Source organism: Peptostreptococcus russellii, assembly GCF_003012055.1.
GTDB lineage: Bacteria > Bacillota > Clostridia > Peptostreptococcales > Peptostreptococcaceae > Peptostreptococcus > Peptostreptococcus russellii.
In genome coordinates this window covers 137,491-157,858 of sequence record NZ_JYGE01000002.1, presented here as the reverse complement: position 1 = coordinate 157,858, position 20,368 = coordinate 137,491, and the positions used below count along the sequence as shown (strand labels likewise).

At 30.8% G+C, this 20,368-nt stretch carries 11 protein-coding genes and 1 pseudogene; 1 reads left to right on the top strand and 11 read right to left on the bottom strand.

The genetic code is table 11. The features are described from left to right. Positions 1–49: 49 nt before the first annotated feature. The 11 genes and pseudogenes from brxL to UF10_RS01530 form a co-directional block, all read right to left on the bottom strand. Entirely contained in the window at positions 50–2,095 is a 2,046-nt protein-coding gene (gene brxL, locus UF10_RS01580) for a protease Lon-related BREX system protein BrxL (protein WP_106776092.1), read from the bottom strand. A 15-nt stretch (positions 2,096–2,110) separates the two neighbouring features. Next, positions 2,111–4,705 (bottom strand): BREX-1 system phosphatase PglZ type A, encoded by a 2,595-nt coding sequence (pglZ, locus tag UF10_RS01575; protein ID WP_106776091.1) that lies wholly within the window; start codon positions 4,703–4,705, stop codon positions 2,111–2,113. A 14-nt stretch (positions 4,706–4,719) separates the two neighbouring features. Beyond that, entirely contained in the window at positions 4,720–8,262 is a 3,543-nt protein-coding gene (gene pglX, locus UF10_RS01570; RefSeq protein WP_106776090.1) for a BREX-1 system adenine-specific DNA-methyltransferase PglX, read from the bottom strand. Between the two features lie 22 nt (positions 8,263–8,284). After that, a complete protein-coding gene (brxC, locus tag UF10_RS01565; protein ID WP_106776089.1) occupies positions 8,285–11,878 on the bottom strand; it encodes a BREX system P-loop protein BrxC in 3,594 nt (1,197 codons plus the stop codon). Positions 11,879–11,897: 19 nt separating this feature from the next. After that, positions 11,898–12,455: a DUF1788 domain-containing protein gene (locus tag UF10_RS01560; protein WP_077369894.1), complete on the bottom strand. Its 558-nt coding sequence runs from the start codon at positions 12,453–12,455 to the stop codon at positions 11,898–11,900. A 14-nt stretch (positions 12,456–12,469) separates the two neighbouring features. After that, on the bottom strand, positions 12,470–13,075 hold the full coding sequence (locus tag UF10_RS01555) for a DUF1819 family protein (protein WP_106776088.1): 606 nt from the start codon (positions 13,073–13,075) through the stop codon (positions 12,470–12,472). An 11-nt stretch (positions 13,076–13,086) separates the two neighbouring features. After that, positions 13,087–13,317 (bottom strand): helix-turn-helix domain-containing protein, encoded by a 231-nt coding sequence (locus UF10_RS01550; RefSeq protein WP_073126811.1) that lies wholly within the window; start codon positions 13,315–13,317, stop codon positions 13,087–13,089. A 307-nt stretch (positions 13,318–13,624) separates the two neighbouring features. After that, entirely contained in the window at positions 13,625–14,125 is a 501-nt protein-coding gene (locus UF10_RS01545) for a replication initiator protein A (protein ID WP_106776087.1), read from the bottom strand. Between the two features lie 59 nt (positions 14,126–14,184). Then, a complete protein-coding gene (locus UF10_RS01540) occupies positions 14,185–14,679 on the bottom strand; it encodes a PcfB family protein (protein WP_106776086.1) in 495 nt (164 codons plus the stop codon). Between the two features lie 77 nt (positions 14,680–14,756). After that, a complete protein-coding gene (locus UF10_RS01535; protein ID WP_106776085.1) occupies positions 14,757–16,328 on the bottom strand; it encodes an SIR2 family protein in 1,572 nt (523 codons plus the stop codon). Positions 16,329–17,015: 687 nt separating this feature from the next. Further along, positions 17,016–18,788 (bottom strand): annotated as a pseudogene (locus tag UF10_RS01530) (recombinase family protein); the annotation flags it as partial. A 273-nt stretch (positions 18,789–19,061) separates the two neighbouring features. On the opposite strand from UF10_RS01530, the gene UF10_RS01525 reads away from it, so the two are divergent. Continuing rightward, positions 19,062–20,240, top strand: a complete 1,179-nt coding sequence (locus UF10_RS01525; protein WP_106776084.1) for an IS110 family RNA-guided transposase — start codon at positions 19,062–19,064, stop codon at positions 20,238–20,240. The last annotated feature ends 128 nt before the right edge of the window (positions 20,241–20,368 follow it).

Below are 20,368 nucleotides of genomic sequence, written 5' to 3'. Positions count from 1 at the left end.
CTCCTTTAAAATTTTTATAACAGTTAATTTACTACTGAAATGTATAGAGTCAGTCCACTCCCAAGGCTTTAAATACAGCATCCTCTGCGCTTTGATAAGGGAAGAACTGAAATGAACTCATAAGTTCTGCAGGAACTCCCATATCTACAAAAGATGCAGTAGGTATAAGAACTTTCTTTGCTCCACTATCAAGTGCAACTTGAAGACTATCTGCAATTTCTGTAACCTTCATAATACTTCCACCAATGCTTATTTCTCCAAGTACCGCCAAGTTACTTAAAACAGGTTTTCCAAGTGCAATTGAACATAATGCAATTAAAGTAGGAAGAGCCAACTCTCCTGTCATTCCTATACCCTGTAAATCTTGATAATTTATAATGTAATCTTTTGTAGTTGTGCTTATTGAAGCACTAATCCTATTACCATTGGCTTTAAGATAGCTAAAAGCAGTATTACTTGCTTCTTTAGATTCACGATTAGTTCCAAGTCCTGTTCTATCAAATTTTCCATTACCAGGAAGCATCTGGGACTCCAATCTATAGCAGCCTATCATTCCATTGCCACCATTTGCAATTGTATATACTTGTCCAGGATTCAGCATTCCATTAGGAATAAGCTTATCCACACCTTCTTCAGGTACACCCACATACTTTTCTTCAAAATTATCTAGGTCTATGTATGAAAAGTTCACATCATAAAATTCCATACCACCTATCTTCTTTAATTGTTCCTTTACTCTTCTTCGCATTTCTAGAGATAGACATAATATCTCTTCAAGATCATCTTTTGTAAATTCACCATGTGGATATACAATTTTCAAATATCCATTAACCATTTTTCTAACTGAAATAGTATCTCTTTGATTGAGATTCTTGCCTAATCTAAAATACTTGTCTAAGCTATCTCCATACTGATCCTTGCGAAGTTCCCTCATAAATTCTGCAAGATAATCAGTAATAAAACCGTAATCATTTGTAAAATGCTCAGGTCTAAATTTAGGAATCTCCCAACCCGGAAGATAACAATGCATTCTATCAAGAAAAGCTGTATCTATTGCCATTTCCTCTGGAAATGGATCAAACAAGCTGGAAGTTTTCAAAAGTACATCTACACTTTGATTAATATTACCTACAAATACCATTGAAGCCGATGCGGCTTTTTCTTCTTTTCCCCTTGCAAAAGAGCCTGATGCCATATAGTCTTTCATAATCTGTATACCATCATTATCTTTGAATTTTATTCCTGCAACTTCATCAAATGCTACACAATCCCAAAGCCCTACAAGACCGATTGTCTTTCTTCCCATATTGTAAAACAAATTTGCAACAGTAGTCTGTCCTCCAGACACAAGAATACTATTAGGGGAAATCTCCTTATAAATATGAGATTTCCCTGTACTTCTGGGACCCAATTCACATAGATTAAAATTATTTTCCACAAGTGGAATTAATCTTGTAAGCAACAACCATTTTTCTCTTTCTTCAAATTCATCAGGCTCCATACCAATAGAACGAAGCATAACATCTATCCATTCTTCTTTTGTAAATTTGCTTCTACCTTCTTTAAGCTCTTTTATATCCACCTGTGGCATTTGAATAGGTGTAAGCCTTGTAATGCTAATAGGATTTTTGTTCTGCTCATTCTCATCATAATCATAATCAAGTTGAATCATACACCATATACCACCACAAAGAAGCCTATCATATCTTGTTGGATATTCTTCTGGTACTGGAATATCACTAAGTCCTAGGTTTGAAAACTCCGCTTCATACCTATTTTTTCTTATGTTTAGTTTTACTGTTACCTTATCTATAATGGAAAAGCTACCTTTTTCTCTTAATATAGAAAGTATTTTCTGAGCTTCATCAGGTCTAACAAAGTTATCTGAAAGAATCTTTTTAACTGTTCCTATACCCTTTTCAATAATTTCTTCATCATCACTACTACAATACTGCCCAAGCAAAAACTCTAGAACATATACGGGAACATTAGCCCCTTCTTTGATTTTTTTAGTCAAATCTTTTGCTACTATTTTTCCATCAAAATTTTCTCTAAGTTTTTGTTTTATTTCAGTTCTTGAACTTACATCTTCCATACCTAGTCACCCCCCTTAACTAAAGAAATCATATTCACCTGTGGCAAAGGGAATATCTATTACAAACTCAATCTTCTTTGGTAGAATCTGACCTGACTCTTCATAGATAACAAGGTTATAAGTCTTTTTATTATCATATTTTCCAGCTTTCAAGTTGAATGTTACATTAAATACTCTATCCTGCTCATTATCAGTATTCTTATCAGCTATAATACGGACTTCATCAGAAACTTTTTCTCCATATTCATCAACAAAATAAAGAAGGAAATTAGCGGCTTCTCTATTTACTGAAAGCATTTCACTTTGATAGAAAGACAGATTGAATATCATATTGCTTATTTTTCTTCCTGTTGAAAGAATATTAAGTTCCACAGGTTTAACATCATATTTACTCCTGTTTCTCTGATATTCTTTATTATCATTTCTTAAATGTCTGTATCTGATTAGTGGAACAACCATTTCCTGAAGTGAGATTCCTCCATGAACAAAGTTAATTCCTCCACCTTGCTTCTTAATACGGATATTATGTTTCGGTGCAAATCCTTTAAGCCCTGATTTTTCATCAACAAATTTTATAGGCATCAAGAAACTTGGATTAGCAGATTCATCCATTATTGCATACCTTCTACCATAATCAACAACACCTTCAAAGCCTTCTTTAGATACCTTATCATCCTCAGTAAACTCTTCATAAGTATAGAGGAAACCATGATCTGAGGTAATCATTATATTTACAGCTGAAAACTCATTTACAAGAATTCTAACCAGATTCTTAATTTCATCTATAGCCTTATCACAGGCAGAGAAAACTCTAGAGTCTGATGTATGACTTGCTGCATCTATTTGATCATGATATATATAAACAACTTCCATACCCTTTACTTGAGCTTTTCTCTCTTCTCTCTTCATATGAATCAAATCGTCATATTTAAGCACTCTAGAATCCTTATTAGCCTTTTGTAAAACCTTTTCTCTATTAGGCATATCTGTTGATTCGCCATCAATAAGAACTTTGAGATTATTATTTCTAATTTCAGTTTGAAGCCCATTATTAGGAAGCAATGCAGCCATTCCAAAAGGTGTAATAGTAGGGAATATCCCCGACATATCATCAATTTCTATCTTACATTGCATATCCTGTTTTAATTCTACAGAAAGCTCTTTTGCCACCTCATAACGCATTGCATCTGAAATAATTACATAGACTTTTGTCTTAGCATTTTTAATATTATTGTCATAGAAGTCAACCTGCTGTTTAATCTCAGAAATTTTTCCATACTCTTCAAACTCTCTACCACTAACATTACACCAGTTAGTAAGAAGTTTATCTAAAAACCAATGCTTATATATACCTTCAGCCCTATCTACCGTAAATTTAAATAAATCATCAAGCTTAGCATTTGAATTTCTAAGGCTTTTCTGATATGCCCTCTGAAATTTTCTATAATAGGTATCCATTAAATAAAATTTATCTGTATAGGATTTCCAAACTTCCTTCGCACTTGTCATATGGAATGATGCTTGGTTTTTATTATAGAAATCCTTCATTTTGCCCATGTTATAAATGCCTTCATAGTATGAATTAAATTCTTCATACCAGGCTACAACTCTTCTTTTATCATATATATCTGAAATCTCTTCAGGGTCTATAATGTCATTTTTAATATTTGTCATAAGCTTTATAAGTATAATTTCATCAACACATGGAAAAGCTTCGTTGCTCTCAAAATGTGATATATCAAGATTCATCAGTCTTTCATCAAGTTGAATTTCTTTTTCTACATAACGGACAAGTTCATATAGGCTCCTTTTCTCATTAGCATTTCTAAGCCAGTCCTCGATAAATTGAAAACAAAAAGCTTCATGTGGACTGGAAATAAAATTATCAAGTCCTATAAATGCTTCTTTATTTATATTTCTTGAAGCTGCAGTAAGCAGTATATGAATAGATAAATTTTCTAGGCTCTTTTCTTCACTTTGATAACCTGTTCCTTGTCCTACCATTCTCCAGAAAGTTTCATCTATTTCATAATTTATAAATTCCTGATAAATATCATTATTATCATTTTCAATACCAGCTTTCAAAACTTCTCTGATAATAAGTCCTGGCTGCATTTCACATCCTGCAATCTCACCCATAATAGCAAGTTCTAAATGTGCGGGATTTTCAATTCTACTTGCCTTTTTCTTTATAAGTTCTCTTCTTGCTTTAGCATTAAAGAACTTCTTATAAAGCTTTACAGACTTTCTAATAGCAATGCTATCTGGTAAATTCATTTCGTCAATCTGTATAGATACAAGATCCGCCCTAAATTCCTCACTGTATCTCATAACATCATTTATCCAATTATCTTCTTTTTCATTGAAAATAAGAGGGCAGTATACAAGAAAGTCTGACTCCTGGTCATCAAAGGATAGTAATTTTTTTACTCTGAACTTATTGTTTTCAGACATTTTTATTGTTTTCACACCTGGAATTTCAAGATTATCAATTTCATCTTCAAATTCTCTATCCCTATCCATCCAGAAGATAATTCTCCTATTATAAAACTCAGGATAGGGTTCCTTGAATCTTTTCTGCAAATCTTTTAAAATTTCTTCTAAGTCCAAACCTGCCACCTCCTCTATTTAATCTTAGCCAATACATCCTTAAAGATTTTATAATTTTCTTTTACTCCATCATCTAAATCTATCTCTACATAGGAATCCGCTATATGCTGGACTTTCTCTTCAAATTGTTGCGATTCTATGATTTTCTTTTTAAGTGCATCTGCACGTTTCTGAAGTTCTATTTTTTTATTTCCACTTGACTCTACAATAGTGTCTTCTACTCTTACAAGCTCTTGCTTATATCTATCCTGCACTTCAAAAACATAGCTAATTCTTATTCTTGCAAACATATCTTTATCGTATCTGTGGAGATAAAATAAGCCCTTACAAGCATCATTCTTACCAGAATCATATTGCCAATAGATAGGAAGTTTTTGGTACATCTTGCAGTGATCTTTATAGAAATCATTTAAGAAATAATTTCTTATTCTTTCCCTACTACTATCACTCTTCTTACCTTTAAGCTCTGACGCTATAAAATCAAGATTTTCATTTAGATGTTCTTCTCCAAATGTAATTTTTAAGAACTTTACAAAGAGTTCCACAATATCATCTTCAAAATACTCCTCATCTGTTATTGGAAGAATACCGTCTCCATCTGCTTTAAAAATAGTATATTTTGATGAATCAAACTCTCCACCAGCAAATACAAGTCCTTCTTCATCTAGAGAATATCTTCCCATGGCACAACCAATAAAGTAGGATAAGAAATTCTTCACCACATCTTCACGAGTCATTACATACTTGTTACCTTTTATTTCTTCATCTATATCTTTTTTACTGTCGAAGATTTTTGCAACAGTAATATCTCTATCAGATACTTCAGGAGTAAGCTCATCTTCAAGATTATATATCCCTATAAATATACGATTTAGTTCTTCTTCATTTTCTTTAAGTTTTGCAAATCTTTCATTTACTTCATTTTTATAACTCCTATAAGCAGTTTTGACTCTGCCATCCACCTTATTTGAAAGTAATGGAGATTTTTCAAAGTCCCATGAAGTCTCATGCATATCCCAATCTTGTTTCGAAAGATAAATATTTTCATTCGAAACGTTCATAACCTTTTTTTCCACCAAAGCATCAACTTTAATAACCGGAAAATTTTTAAAATCACCAACCTGCAAACTTATTGTAGGGTTTAACATTTTAAAAATATGATTTGCAATAGGTGTGCTCATTAATCCTAATATATATTTAAGATTTTCCTTTCCTGTATAGAATGCCGACATACCTTTTACATCGTGTATCCCTCCTGGCATTCTATATCTTATTGCAAATTTTCCTGAAGTAATATCCGACCATGTAATAGCTTCTTTAAAATGATATTCTGGACTTCTAACAACAGATCTCTGCTTTCCATTCGAAGCTGTAAAATGCTTTATATCATATCCATCATTTTCCCAGTTCACAAGATAATCATAATTTCCATACCATTGTCTTCTTTGACCACCTTTATTATATGGTATCCATTTTTTCTTGCTCTCAATTAAATCTTCTGCATTCTTTGAGTCAAATTTACATTTTTCCTGAGTTACTTCATGCCATAATCTTAAAAATCTATTATTATCGGCTGTTGCTAAACCCTGTTTTACGTCTAACATTTCTTCCATCAAAGTTCCAATTTCAAAATCTTTGATTATACTGTCACTTGCCCAATAAGCTATCGGCATTCCAGGGATTTTTAAAAAATTATCTGTGTTTGTCTCATAGAAATATCCACAATGTGGGTTTTCTATTGCTTCAAGAACTTTTTCTTTCTGAACTTCCATACCACCCTTAAATTCCTCTAGCCTTATATATTTACCCGGAGTATTTGAAGTCGAATTTTTAAAAACAAATGCGATAACATCAACTGTTGCTTCTTGAAAAAAAGCCCCCTTTGCTATCTGTATTAATGAGTCTATCGATTTGTTTTCAACAATGAACTTTCTCAATTCCTCGTATGATTTTAAAAACATCCATACATTGGGTGTCATAAAACCTGAATATCCATTTGGTTTACAAAACTCGAAGTTTCTATACATAAATACTGAAAATAAATCCGTCTTATAATCTCTATAATTTTTATTGACATATTCCTTAAGTTGTCCATTTATCCTATTGAGATATGGTGGGTTTGTAGCTACAACATCATATTTCATAGTCATGATTTCAGCTACATCTATAATATTATTTATTTCCTTTTGAAATTCATCGACATCATAAGTAAATAAATCTATCTGCCCTAGATCCATATCCTCTATATATTTTCTACAAAGCTCAAAATCTACTTTTTGAACTTTTATAATAGAACCATAATTTTTTCCATCTTTAAAAGTAGCTAATAATTCCTCTATAGACTTTTTTGCTACTTTTTTTTCTTCTACTGCTAAGCTATTTCCAAATATTTCAAAGTATTTTCTATCTATATTATTAGAATCAGGTATTGCATATATATGTGGCTCAATGCCTTTATTTAAAATTCTCCTACTGTAAGAACGGGCTTTCATCATAAGTGAAAAATATGCAAGTTGCCTTGCCCTCTCATCTATGTCTAAACCATATAGATTCTCACTTAAAATATATTCAGCAGCTTCCCTTTCCCTATATCCACACTCCTTATAAATCTCCATAAGAACATCAAATTCATATAAGAGAAAATGACCTGAGCCAACACAATCATCAAGAATTCTTAAATCTCTTGGTTCTATTTTTTCTTCTATATATTCTATTTCTCCATTCTTTGGCTCTATAAAGAATTCAAGCTTTTCTTTTAAATCACTATCGGGATTTCGTTCAATCCAATACCTACCTAATGAATTATCAATAATATATCTAACTACCCAATCAGTAGTAAATATTTGTGTAGCAGCTGGGATATCTTTTTTTTCAATATTCTTCCTCTTTGTAACATTAATAACTTCAGCCTTTATTTCTTCATTATAATACTGATAAAGCCATCCTATTATCTGAACTTGTTCTTTCCAGTCTTCCTCAGGTATTTCACTTATCATTACATCTATTACAGAATCATCTCTTAAAAGCCCATCTGGGAGAAGAAGCTCTGTGTAGTCATTTAGTTTTTGAAACATTCCTGGAAGAACTTCGTTTAAAGCATTACATTGAGTAATAAATAAATAATTAAAAAGTTCCTCTTCCTTGTTACCAGCATTATAAAGTTCTAGAACCTTTGACTTATCAAGCCCTGGTAAATCAATATGTATAGCTTCTGACAGTATCTGAGGTTCAAACTCATTATTTTCTGAAGTGAAAACTCTTATATGGCTAGGTATATATCCATTTACCTCCATAAATCTTATGGCAATAAAACGGTTAAACCATGTATAAGCAACCTCTTCTATAGTTTCATCAAAGCCATCTTTATCTATTTTTTCAATTAATATTCTTCTTGCTTTTTTATCATCAAAAGTCAGGACCTGCCCATTAAGAGCAGTATCCATCTCCTTCATTTCTTTATCCTTTTCTATTCCATATATCTTTGCTTTCTTAGTAACTTTTTCGATAAGTTCTCTTCTTGCCCAGACTGCAAAGTTTTTTATAGCTGCTTTATTCATATCCTACCATTCCTTTCCTTTCTTATTCTATTTCTACACCATCACAATCTCCTAAGAGAGTCATAAGGTTTTTTTCAATACTCTTTACGTATTCCCTTATTTCACTCTCACTTTCAAGAGTTCTTGCAGGGAATATTGATTGCCTATAGAATTTCTTAATATGCTTTTTCTTTTGAGGCTTAGCTGATGCTTCATTTTCTTTTACTATATAATTTTCTCTACTTTGCTTTCCTTCTTCATTATTACGTCTTCTTTCAGCTTCAGCATTACTTTTTTCAATAGCAATTATATCTTTAACAGCCCGATCCTTTTCAGACCAAAGACTAGGAATAAATCCATCAAGAATTCTAAGACTTTCTGTTTCAGCAATTTCCTTTTTCTTTTGTGTATAAAAACCATCAGTCTTTTTAATTATATCTAAGATAAAACTATCATTTCTATCTCCACTATGGATTTCTTCCATACACTGCCTTACAATTTCAAGAATTTTTTCACGCTTTCCATCAAGAAGCCTATTATGTCCTTCTCTTACAACCTTCATATAATTATTAAGTCTGGGAACATCACTATAATCAAAATTGTCTTTTTTAGGATTGATATTGACTATAAGTCTGATTTTATTAAGCGCATTGTTTACTTCACTTTCATTTTGAAGGTAATCTAGGTCTGAACGAAGCAAGCTTTCCAGTCTTCTTGCTTCATCAAATGTATCTACCTGTGACTTAAAGAAGTCTTCGATAGATTCCATATCTTCCTGCATATCTTCAAGCTCATCTTCCATATCAATAAGTTTGTTTACAAGGGCGATATTATCTGTCTTTGCATAAAGTAAATCTGATACAGTAGCCTTCGCTTCAATTATTTTCTTTTTATCAGGATAGTTATTGCCCTCATATTTATTAAGTAATTCATCATAATGCACTTCTAGTTTTTCAAATTTTAAAATAATAAAATCTACAAGTCCATCATCATCTTCTGGCACATCCATAAGATCAAAGAATTCTCTTAAAAAGTCTCTTGCCTCTTTTATCTTTTGAATACTTATCATTTCACGTTTTTGAATCTTTGTTTTCCCTATTTCACTTCTCTTATATAAAAGTTCTGGAAGCCTCTCATCATCTGTTCTTATGGTTTCTCCACCGTATTTAACAATTACTTTTTGTTCATAAACTAATCTTGCAACTACAGCTGCAATATCTATTTCTCTCCATCCATAAGGGATAGAAGTAAATCTTTTCTGAACGTCTGCCATATTAGTAGGAAGGTGTTGCTGATTTTGAGCTATAAGATAGTTTTCTACTTCAGTTGCAGCTTTTCTATTTGACTCCAGCCCTAGCATAACACCATCATCTTCTCTTCCATCAAGAATCTTATAAATATCTTCATCTGAATCTGCATTTTTTGTAATCAAGTCAAGTTTATTATATACATTAGAAACTAGATACTCTAATGCTTCATCAATTTTAGCTTGTGGTGTTCCAGCTTTTACTGTAGCCCTATCTCCATTTATATAAAACTTTGCTTTCATAAAAGCCTCTTTAAGTTCCACTAAGGCATCCTCTTTAAAATGCTCAGCATCGTCTTGTTTACTTCTTATAATATCTTGCATTGATTTTGGAAGTTGTGGGATATTCTTCTTTCTTGCAAACTTATCTATTTTCATAGCATTTTCTATGAAGTTGTAGTATTCCGTATCCTCAAGTACCACAAGAACCTTGTTCTGAGATTCAGTCATCAGTCTAAGTTCCTGTTTATCTATTACGTTTGTTGCAATAGTAAGAATCTCTAGTTCCATTCCTCCAACTGGATTACCATAATTTACACCATCTACTTTTTTATCAAATTCAAAGTCATATTTCTTTTCATAACGGAATTTTTTTGTTGTATATATATTCCCAAAAATCATTTCAGAAATTTTTCTTGTAATCTCGCTTGGATCTACATATTCATCTCTGATTTCTCTTTCTACATCCTGCTCTGCATCAGTAAGAAAATTATATGTATCTCCTGTTCTGGCAATATAGTTCTGGCGAATAAGCCTGTCTAATGATTTTTGAATCTTGTTTCTTTCATCAATCTTATCCACTCTTATATCTTCAGCCATCATAATTATAATATTATCAAGATTTGCAGGTATATCTTCCACATACCTAATCATGTAAAGAAGCTTCAAGACATTAACATCTATAGGTTCAAGACCCTTATCATCTCTTGCTGCTCTTTCTGCTCTTTCTATTACTCTTCTAATTGAACTATCAAGAAAAGTATGAACTGTGTCATAAAACATCCAAAAAGGAATTATTGCATACTCATCCCTATCCTGAACCCTTTGTGCAGCTTCCTGAAAGCCTGAAAGCATAGATCTTTCTCCACCTGATAAATGCTTTCCTGCATTACCATGTTTTCTAATTTCAGAAAATACCTTCTGCATGAGAATAAACTGATATGGCACAAAGGGAAAGTTTATAGAAAATTCTTCAGGACCTCCAAAACCTCTTATATCTCCAACTGCTTCTCTAAATTTAAAGAGATTGTCCATAACACTTTTCTGTTTGTCATAAACATCTTCAAGATAGGCTTTGGACTCATTATTTTTCTTTAGAATTCTCTTTTGAATAACCTCATCTGCTGATGATGAAGAAAGTGAAAGCCTTGTCTTGAATCTTGCCTGGATTCTTGAAAATTCGTCTGCCCTTGTTCTAATTATTTCATCTAGAGCTTCTTGCCCAGTACACATTACCCAAACTTTTCCCATACACTCAGAGCCTATCTTTTCAACTAAAGATTGAAGATTAAGAAGCATATCAGTATCAGCACCTACATACTGTCCCACCTCATCAATCATGAAAAGAAGCCTATAATTATCTGGCTTACTATCAACATATTCTTTTATTTCAGACACAAGCTGTGCTATTGAAATATCAATTTCTTCAGAGGAGTCAAACCAATTTCTGGCTGCTGTTTCACTCATACCAAGAACTTGCATAAGTGTTTCAACTACTTCATCTTCACAGAAGTCAAATACATCTCTTGAATCTATCCATGAATCACCGTTTTTTTCTTCAAAAACACGTCTAAATTCTTCTGTTTTTCCTCTCCTATCAACATATTGTTCAAGTTTTGCAACTTTAAGATTTTCACCATAAAATCCAAGGTGTTTATAAAACATCTTGGCAAATACCCTTAAAACTGCTGTCTTGTTTTTTTCCATAGGCCCTTCTATATCAATATTAAATAGAATTGTTTCTGTAGGAGCCTGTGTTGATTTATCAATCAGCATAAATGTTGCTAAATCATCTGTAAATTTTTCTCTGAATCTCTCTACAGTCTTAATTCCATTTACTTCTTTATTTTCTAAAATGTATGAAAGGATTTTCAAGAAGTGAGATTTACCGCTTCCAAAGAATCCAGAAATCCATACACCTGTATCAGCAGTCGGTCTATCAAAAGAATCTGAATAGTAATTAAAAAAACTTATAAAGTGTTTCTTAAGTTCCCTTGTAATAACATATTCTGAAAGTTCCTGTTCTATTATACCTTCTGTATCTTGATCAACTTTGATAACACCATTTATCTCTCTATTGATGTCATCATAAAACATATTTTGTATTCTCAATTATATTCCCTCCCACTTCCTAAATTATATTAAATGCCCTATAGTACTCATTTGGTGTAAATTCATTAAATAGTGTTACTGATCTACCATTAAAACTTCCTGGATAAAGAACAACTATAGGAATGTCATCAAATCCTGTCTGTAATTCTTCTAAAAGAGAATGAACTCTCATAAATGGATATACTTCTCCTACTCCTGTAAGTAAAAGAACATCTCCTTTTTCATGTGGTTCATACTGCATTTTTTCTGCAAAAGCTTTTGTTGTTGAAAACTTTAATATCCTATCTTTAAGGTAGTCGCTTCCTTTTTTTTCTTCCATATCTGGAATCTTCTTAATAATATTTTTTTCCTCACATATTTCCAAAAACACATGATAAAGATTATGACAAATAAGATTACATTCCAGGGAATTATCGTTTTCAAGTTGTTTTGTAAAATGCCTTACTGCCATTTCATCCTTAGGTTCATAGCAGAACATTCTTATATTAACTTCATTGCTCAGTCCTTTCCCTGTTAGAAAGTCTTGATCTTGAATTAAGTTTCTTAATCTATCTAGTTTTTCGTTTATATTGCTCACTCTGCTACACTCCTTTACTCAAAATAATTGAAAGCTGGAAGACAAGTTGCATCTCCATTTTCGATTATTTTATCTTTTAGTTTATAATCTAAAAGCACTTCATTAAGCCTTTTAGAACTGGTTTTATCTATATATCCATTCTCTTTTAAGAGACTAGCAAATACCGATTTAAGCTTGTTAATTGTTGAGTCACTCCAACTTGCTACAGTATCATTCTGTTCTTGAAGTCTAGTGAAAAATACATTTAGATCCATTCTGCTATAGGAAAAATTACGGGTTCTGTATTTCTCTCCAATAACAGTAATCATAAACTCCCATATAAGTCTTGAATCTTTCATCATTGCATATAGACATACTTGTCTTGAAATATCTAAAGGTCTATTTATAATCCAGGATACGAGTTCTTCATCTCCAAGTGCATTTAATCTTTTTATACAAGCTCTTGCTCTCATTTTAAGGCTTCTTTCTGTAGGATATTGATATAGATTTTCTTTAAATATTTTTTCTATAGCTTCTTTTTCACTTAATCCTTCCTCAAGTAACTTTGCAGTTATTTTCATTTCATAATACATAAAAGGTTCTCTTGTAAGGGAAGCTATATATGGTGCATTACTATCCATAAAGTACCTCCTTATTTATCTTCATTTTCATGCTTTCTTTTTTTAGGGCTATAAGAAACTATATCTTCTATGCTGCATTCAAAGTAATCACAAATGCGGGCTAGAATTTCCATATTTACTGTCTCATTCTTACCTAGTTTTGCTACTGTGGTAGGACTCAATTCAACAGCTTTCTGGAACTCTGTCTTATTCATCTCTTCATCAATTAGAATCTTCCAAAGTTTATTGTAGCTGAATCCCATATATATCCTCCTTATTTATTTTCTATATATAATACTTCTATATGTTTGCGTAAATTATATCCATATTTAATTATATCATAATTATAGTTTTTTGAGTTATAAACTTAAATTCTTTGTTACATAGTTTTATAACCTTCTAAGACTATCAAGTCTAGCTCTAAAGATTAATACATAGACTGATGTTTCATTTATTACTAACACCCTCCATTCTAACCTAATACGGTAATCCACCGTTTCAGCTTTTATATTATATGAAAAGAAAGTACTTTCCTTTTTCTCCCCCTAATATCAATATAACTCTATCAATCTAACTAATATCTATATAGTTAGGTTGTCTTTTTGACAAGTCTTGATTTTTCCTTTTCGCCATTTTTGAATTGTCAAAATCTCCATTCTTGACTTGTCCTTTTGACAAGTCTTGATTTTTCATTTTAACAAAACTGGAGTTTTCATTTCTAAAAATACTCATAAAATCTTTAACATAAATTTTAGTAGGATTTCCTTGTCCTCTTCTTTTCTTTTTTATAAGTCCTATTTCTTCAAGATCCTTTATAAGTTTTACTGCCTTCTTCATTCCACAACAAAGTTGTTTAGCCGTTTCCTCAACAGTAAAGTAAATATATACTCTACCATTTTCATCTATCCAATTATTCTTATAAGATAAAGCACTTCGAGATAGATACATTGAATAAAGCACTTTTGCGTCTATTGATAATCCCTTAAATTCCTCATCTTCTATAAGAACTATGGGTAAACGGATAAATCTAAAACTTTCAGAATCTCTCCCATAAAAATAATCAAAATCCATTAATTTCACCTCATCTCAATAAAAAAGCCTCTAAGATTTCTCTTAAATGCCTAATCTTCTTATCTCTCTTGTTCATGACGTTTTTCCTTAATCTTGTCTTTTACTGCAATATTTTTCATCTTTTCCTTAAAGTTATTTAATATTTCTTTTGTAGACTCTTTTTTGTTTTCTTTCTTTTCATATATTTCTATAGCTCTTTTAAATGCTAAGTCCATAACTTTTGTATCTTTTGCTTGAAAGAATATAGAATACAGTTCAGACTCCTTATTCTTCATGATAGAAAAATTGACTCCATACCTGTTAAGCTGCTTTTTTAATTCCTTAATCTCACCTTTCTGCAAATCAATATTTTCAAGTTGACCTTTCTTTACCATATCCTTAAGCTTTCTTGAGTTAGTCTTTCGTTTTTGACTAAGATAGTCTGAAAGTGGTTGGCTTTTTTCAGCGGCATCTTCTATAATCTTTTTCATAGCTTTCAAAATAGCCTTTGCTGAATACTGAGCCACTTTAATTTCAAGGTTTATAGCTTTGTTATTGACATCATCATTTACCATTTAGGTAACCTCCTTTTTTGATTTTTAAACATAAAAAATAGCAAGATTTTATTCTTGCTATTAGTCAAATTATATAGTTAATTATATAAGACTTGTTCCCCATTATATTCAAATCGCGAATATTTACAAATATCATAAATACATAATAGTTTTTTGTAATCAGTTGTTTTTTTAGATTCAATATCTTTATCTTCTATATACTTATCATAATTAATTAAAAAATTTCTGAATTCTTCTAATTTAATATTTTTTTCAAGTACATTCCAAATGATAGAATTTACTTTATTGGCTACTGATAAACTAGAATCACTTACTATTTGATAAATATCATAATATTTTTCCTTTGATACCTCTGAAATTTTACTAATTACATAATCAATTTTATTATTTTGTATTTTTTTTAATTCTTCAATTTTTTCAATTTCAGGATTAATTAAGCTAAAAGCATATATTGGAAAATATTGATTGGATTGAATTATTTGCTTATTTATTAAATCTAAAATCTGAACATTATTTTCATCTATAATAGAAAAATAATCTATCATTATTTCAGAAATTGTTCTAAATTCATATTTAATAGTATGTTCAGAACCTATAACCAATACTTTATCAGAGTTCTCCAAATTGTCTAAATCTTCGGTAATACGTACCTTTATAGCATTCTTAGAGTCACCTCCTTTATAGATATCTCCTACTATAGTCTGAACTTTTCTAATATCCATAGCCGAAATAGGTAATCTTAGGTTTGATATCGCTTCATAAATACTAATATAATCATCTGTTTTAATTTTATTTATTCTAATTGCTACATCTTGAATCGTTATATCATGTTCTACAACTTCGTTATTATTAGAACCCTTATCATATTCTACTAAAAGAAAATTTTTTCTTATTTTTTCTGCTAAATTATCATCTGAACTCACATAAGTAAATATGGTTTCTAATATCATCTGTATGTTTACATCGCTAATACTGTAACCAATAAAAATTATTGGATTATGTATAAATAAAGATAATAATTGTGCTCTTATTAATTCATACCTTCTATTAAATTCTTCATAATCTGAATCAGTTATAATAATACTATCAGGTTTAGATACACATCCATGAATTTTATATACTGATCCATACGGATTACTTAAAAGTATATCATTTCCAATTAAAGGATTAAAATTAAAAATATCTTCTATTAATTTGTCATAATTAGTAGTAATAATGGATCCAATATTTTTTCTTGCCTTTTTTAATTCGATTATTTCGGTATTCTTATTTTCTATATAATTTAACTCAGTTAATAATTTAGAAATATATATTTTTAACCTACTAGTATGAGTTCCATCTTGCATAGTACTATAAAACAATTTATTTACATCTTTAAAAAAACCATCCTTTTCTTTTTGTGCTATAGCATTTAAATCTTTTTCAATTAAAAATGCTAATTTAGGCATATTATAATTTTTAGTATCTTTTTCATATACTTGATTTTTTAAATCAATATAGTGTTCAGAATCATTAGCGATATCAAACGTAATTTTTTCTAATAAACCATCCCAAGTATATGAATTCTTTAAGTATCTCATACTAAAACCAGAACCTACAAATAAAATTGGATGATTTGTAAATTTCGCTACAAAATCTTTTATATTCATAATTTCCTCCTTTCAATATATAAATTATTAAACCATAGAAATTTTATCTATATTATTAAATTTTAAACTTAATGCAAAGTTGCAATATATTATCTTGTTTTATATTTATATGTAATCTATAACAGTTTCAATATAAGTATATTATATAATAATAAATTATATAATAAATAAGATTAATTACTAAAAATATAATAATGTTTTTTATAAAGTACTTACCTAAGCTTTTTTTAATAAAATCTATTGTATAGATATTGTATTGTTTTTATAAACTTTAAAACTCCAAAACTTTCTCAATCTATTACTAATATTTTCCAAGATAATCTTTACGATCTCAAATATAACAATTTTTATAATATAAATATAATTATATCACTATTTAGTAAATTTTCTAACATTTTATAAATACTAATAATAATATATCAAAAGTCCCGATATTTTAACAATAAAACACCAGGACTTTATTCAACAATACAATAAAAATACAATAAAGTTTTAATTACTTAAGCTATTTCTTTTTTATTCTCTTGTGTCTCCACACTCTAGGTTAACAACTACTGAAACATTAAAGTATTTTTTTAGTACTTTTTTCTTAAAATTATGCTCATCTTCAATGAACACGAAATGGTCATGAAAGAGCTTGAATCTCAGGATTTCTACATAATTTCCCTTTGTAGTAACGCTATGCACTCCACATGTGGAGTCACTACTATGGGAACATGATTTATTTACATGGTTACTAGCATAGGAATACAATTCAGCAGAGTCTTTCTCTATTCTCTTATTTTTCGCACTAGCATTTTTCCTCGGTGTCTTAAATTTCTCTCCATCTAAATTATCCTTAAAACCAGTCTTATATACAAAAGTAAGCTTATATGGATCTACATTAGCATTTTCATCACCTTCTCCCACAATTACCTTCTCTACAATACTTTCAAATACATACCTATCAAATTCTTTTAAGACTTCCTTTCTTTCAAGCATGGTCTTAAAAGTTTTCATCCTATTTTTTATTTAATTATTATTTTTGAAGTTAAATTCAAGAGCTTCTTTTTCTTTGCTTTTCTCTGAATATTGCTTCTGTAGAGATAGATATTTCTCTTCATATAGTTCACTATCTATTTTTTCTTCTAACCTTAAGTCAACTAAAGAATTTTGCTTGTTTGAAATTTTAGCTATCTCTCTTTCTAACTTCTTAATAGATTTCTCAAGACTTTTATCATTTAAGCTAGCTTCAACTAACTCTAGAAAGCTACTTACAATATCCTTATTGTTTGATGTAAGCTGTCTATAGCTCTCTAAGAAAGCTTTCTCTATTGCTATTTCCTCTATACCCTTAGAATCAGGACAAAACTTTTTCCCCTTCTTAGTTCCAGTTACACATTGCCAAATAGTCTTCTTATATTGGGAATTACTATGCCAGGATCTTCTAGATAAATTTGAACCACAGAAGCCACATTCTAATAGGCATGAAAAAGCATATTCCCTACTGAATTTGTCTCTTTTACCATTCTTTGAGCCTACAGTATTTCTATTCTTAGCCCTCCTAAGTCTAATAGCTTGAGCTTTATCAAAGTCCTCTTCATTTATAATTGGTTCATGGTGGTCTTTTATATGAAATTTATCTTCTTCACCAAAGTTCTCCAGTCTTCTTTTAGTAATAGGGTCAACAGTAAAGGTCTTTCCCATTAAAAGATCTCCCTTGTATTTTTCATTTTTTATAATTCCCAGTACAGTGGTTGCTGACCACTTACTAGAGCCTCTAGGAGATCTGTGGCCAAGGTTTTCTAACTCCCTGCATATTACACTTCCCCCTGCCCCTTCTAAGTATCTCTTAAATATATATCTTACTATTTCAGCCTCCTCCTCATTTATTGAAATAGTTTTATTTTCTTTATCATAATCATAGCCTAAGCATCCATGGAAGCCAACTAGCTCTCCTCTTTGCATTTTCATCTTTAAGCCTTTCTTAACATTGGCTGAGATATTTTCCACCTCTTGCTGGGCTACAGAACTAAGTATAACTAGGAGTAATTCTCCATCCATAGTTAGAGTATTAATATTCTCTTCTTCAAAAAAGACTGCCACATTCATTTCTTTTAATTGCCTTACATATTTTAGTGTATCTAAAGTATTCCTAGCAAATCTAGATATAGATTTTGTAATTACCATATCTATATCTCCATTCATAGAGTCATTTATTAATCTTTGAAAATCTAGTCTTTTGTCTATCTGTGTGCCTGTGATAGCTTCATCTGCATATATCCCTGCCATGGTCCAGTCAGGATTTTCATTGATTAAATCTGTATAGTATTTAACCTGGGAATGATAACTTTGAAGCTGATCTTCACTATCTGTACTTACCCTACAATAGGCTGCCACTCTTTTTAAATTTATCTCTGCACCATTTCTTCTGCCATTTAAAAGACCTTCACCTTTTATGACTTCAACCTTCTTCATAATCTCACCTTGTATAATGAACTCATAAGGAATTCATATACATTTTCCTTTCTTGATTATTTTCTATATAATCATAATCAGACGCTGTGGATTAGTTTAATCACCTACAGCAGCTTTTCTTATAAAGCAGACTGTTTTCATTGAGGCTCTAACCGCAGCTCTGTGTTGATTTGTTAATTAGTTAGATAACGCATGACGTTTTATATATAGCAAGGATACATTTAACATAGAGTTCGTGGAAACATGGCGTACTATTATTACAAAGGAGTTGTTACTATGATTTTTGTAGGCATCGATGTTGCTAAATCTAAACATGATTGCTGTATTATTGACTCTGATGGTGTATTATACACAGATTCATTACGCATTAATAATGATAAAGAAGGATTTGATAAGCTTTATAATACAATCCTTTCTATATTGGATTCAAACAAAGTCAACAATGTAAAAATAGGACTTGAATCAACAGGTCACTATAGCAATAACATTACAAATTATCTGCATTCCAAAGGCTTTCAAATCTCTATTTTAAATCCTTTGGCTACTAATCTTTTTCGTAAGGCCAGTACCCTTAGAAAAACCAAAACAGACAAGACTGACGCTAAAGTCATTGCAACGATGCTATTATCCGATGAATCAAAATCCTATTCTCCTTTATCTTACCAAATTCAAGAACTAAAGTCACTAACTAGACATCGTTACAGAATGGTTGGTTATCGTTCTAAACTTAAAATTTCTATAACTCGTCTGCTAGATATTATATTTCCTGAGCTTGAAGGATTTATCTGGTCTATTCATCAGAATTCTAGCTATGCCTTATTGCTAGAATTGCCAACACCTCAAGAGATTAGTTCTTGCCATCTAACAAAGCTTACAACCATCCTAAAAAAGGCTTCTAGAGGTAGATATGGCAAGGATAAAGCTATTGCTTTAAAAGAATTAGCTTCTAATTCTATTGGTTCTAGCAATCGTTCTACATCTTTTGAATTACAACAGACCATACGACTTGTTCAATCGGTACAATCTGAAATAGATACTTTGGATAAACAGATAAAAATAGTTGTGGATGAACTTAATACACCTCTCTTAACTATTCCAGGTATCAGCTATACTCTGGCTTCTATCATGTTAGCGGAAATTGGTGAAATAGAAAGATTTTCTACACCAGCCAAGCTTCTAGCCTTTGCAGGTATGGAACCTTCCACCTACCAATCTGGAAAATTTACCGCTTCCAGAACACCTATGGTTAAACGTGGATCGACTTACCTTAGATGGGCTATTATTCAAGCCACGAGACTTGTTTCTATGCGTGATACTACCTTTTCAGAATACATGAATAAGAAGCGGTCTGAAGGTAAGCATTATTTAGTTGCACAAAGCCATGTAGGTAAAAAGTTAATACGTGTAATTTTTTATCTCCTTAAAAACAATGTAGCATTTGTTCCACAAAATTAAATGTAATCAATATTATATTTTTTACGAGGGCAACAATGTTGCTCTATTAGTCATGCATTTTTTCAATTCTAAACATCTTTTTAAAAACTTAAACCTTTTCTAAAAAAGTTACAAGATTTATCTTGACT

Coding starts and splice junctions, on each gene's coding strand:
- brxL (WP_106776092.1), bottom strand. CDS start 2,095: ATGGAAGATGTAAGTTCAAGAACTGAAATAAAACAAAAACTTAGAGAA.
- pglX (WP_106776090.1), bottom strand. CDS start 8,262: ATGAATAAAGCAGCTATAAAAAACTTTGCAGTCTGGGCAAGAAGAGAA.
- UF10_RS01555 (WP_106776088.1), bottom strand. CDS start 13,075: ATGGATAGTAATGCACCATATATAGCTTCCCTTACAAGAGAACCTTTT.
- UF10_RS01550 (WP_073126811.1), bottom strand. CDS start 13,317: ATGGGATTCAGCTACAATAAACTTTGGAAGATTCTAATTGATGAAGAG.
- UF10_RS01545 (WP_106776087.1), bottom strand. CDS start 14,125: ATGGATTTTGATTATTTTTATGGGAGAGATTCTGAAAGTTTTAGATTT.
- UF10_RS01540 (WP_106776086.1), bottom strand. CDS start 14,679: ATGGTAAATGATGATGTCAATAACAAAGCTATAAACCTTGAAATTAAA.
- UF10_RS01535 (WP_106776085.1), bottom strand. CDS start 16,328: ATGAATATAAAAGATTTTGTAGCGAAATTTACAAATCATCCAATTTTA.
- UF10_RS01525 (WP_106776084.1), top strand. CDS start 19,062: ATGATTTTTGTAGGCATCGATGTTGCTAAATCTAAACATGATTGCTGT.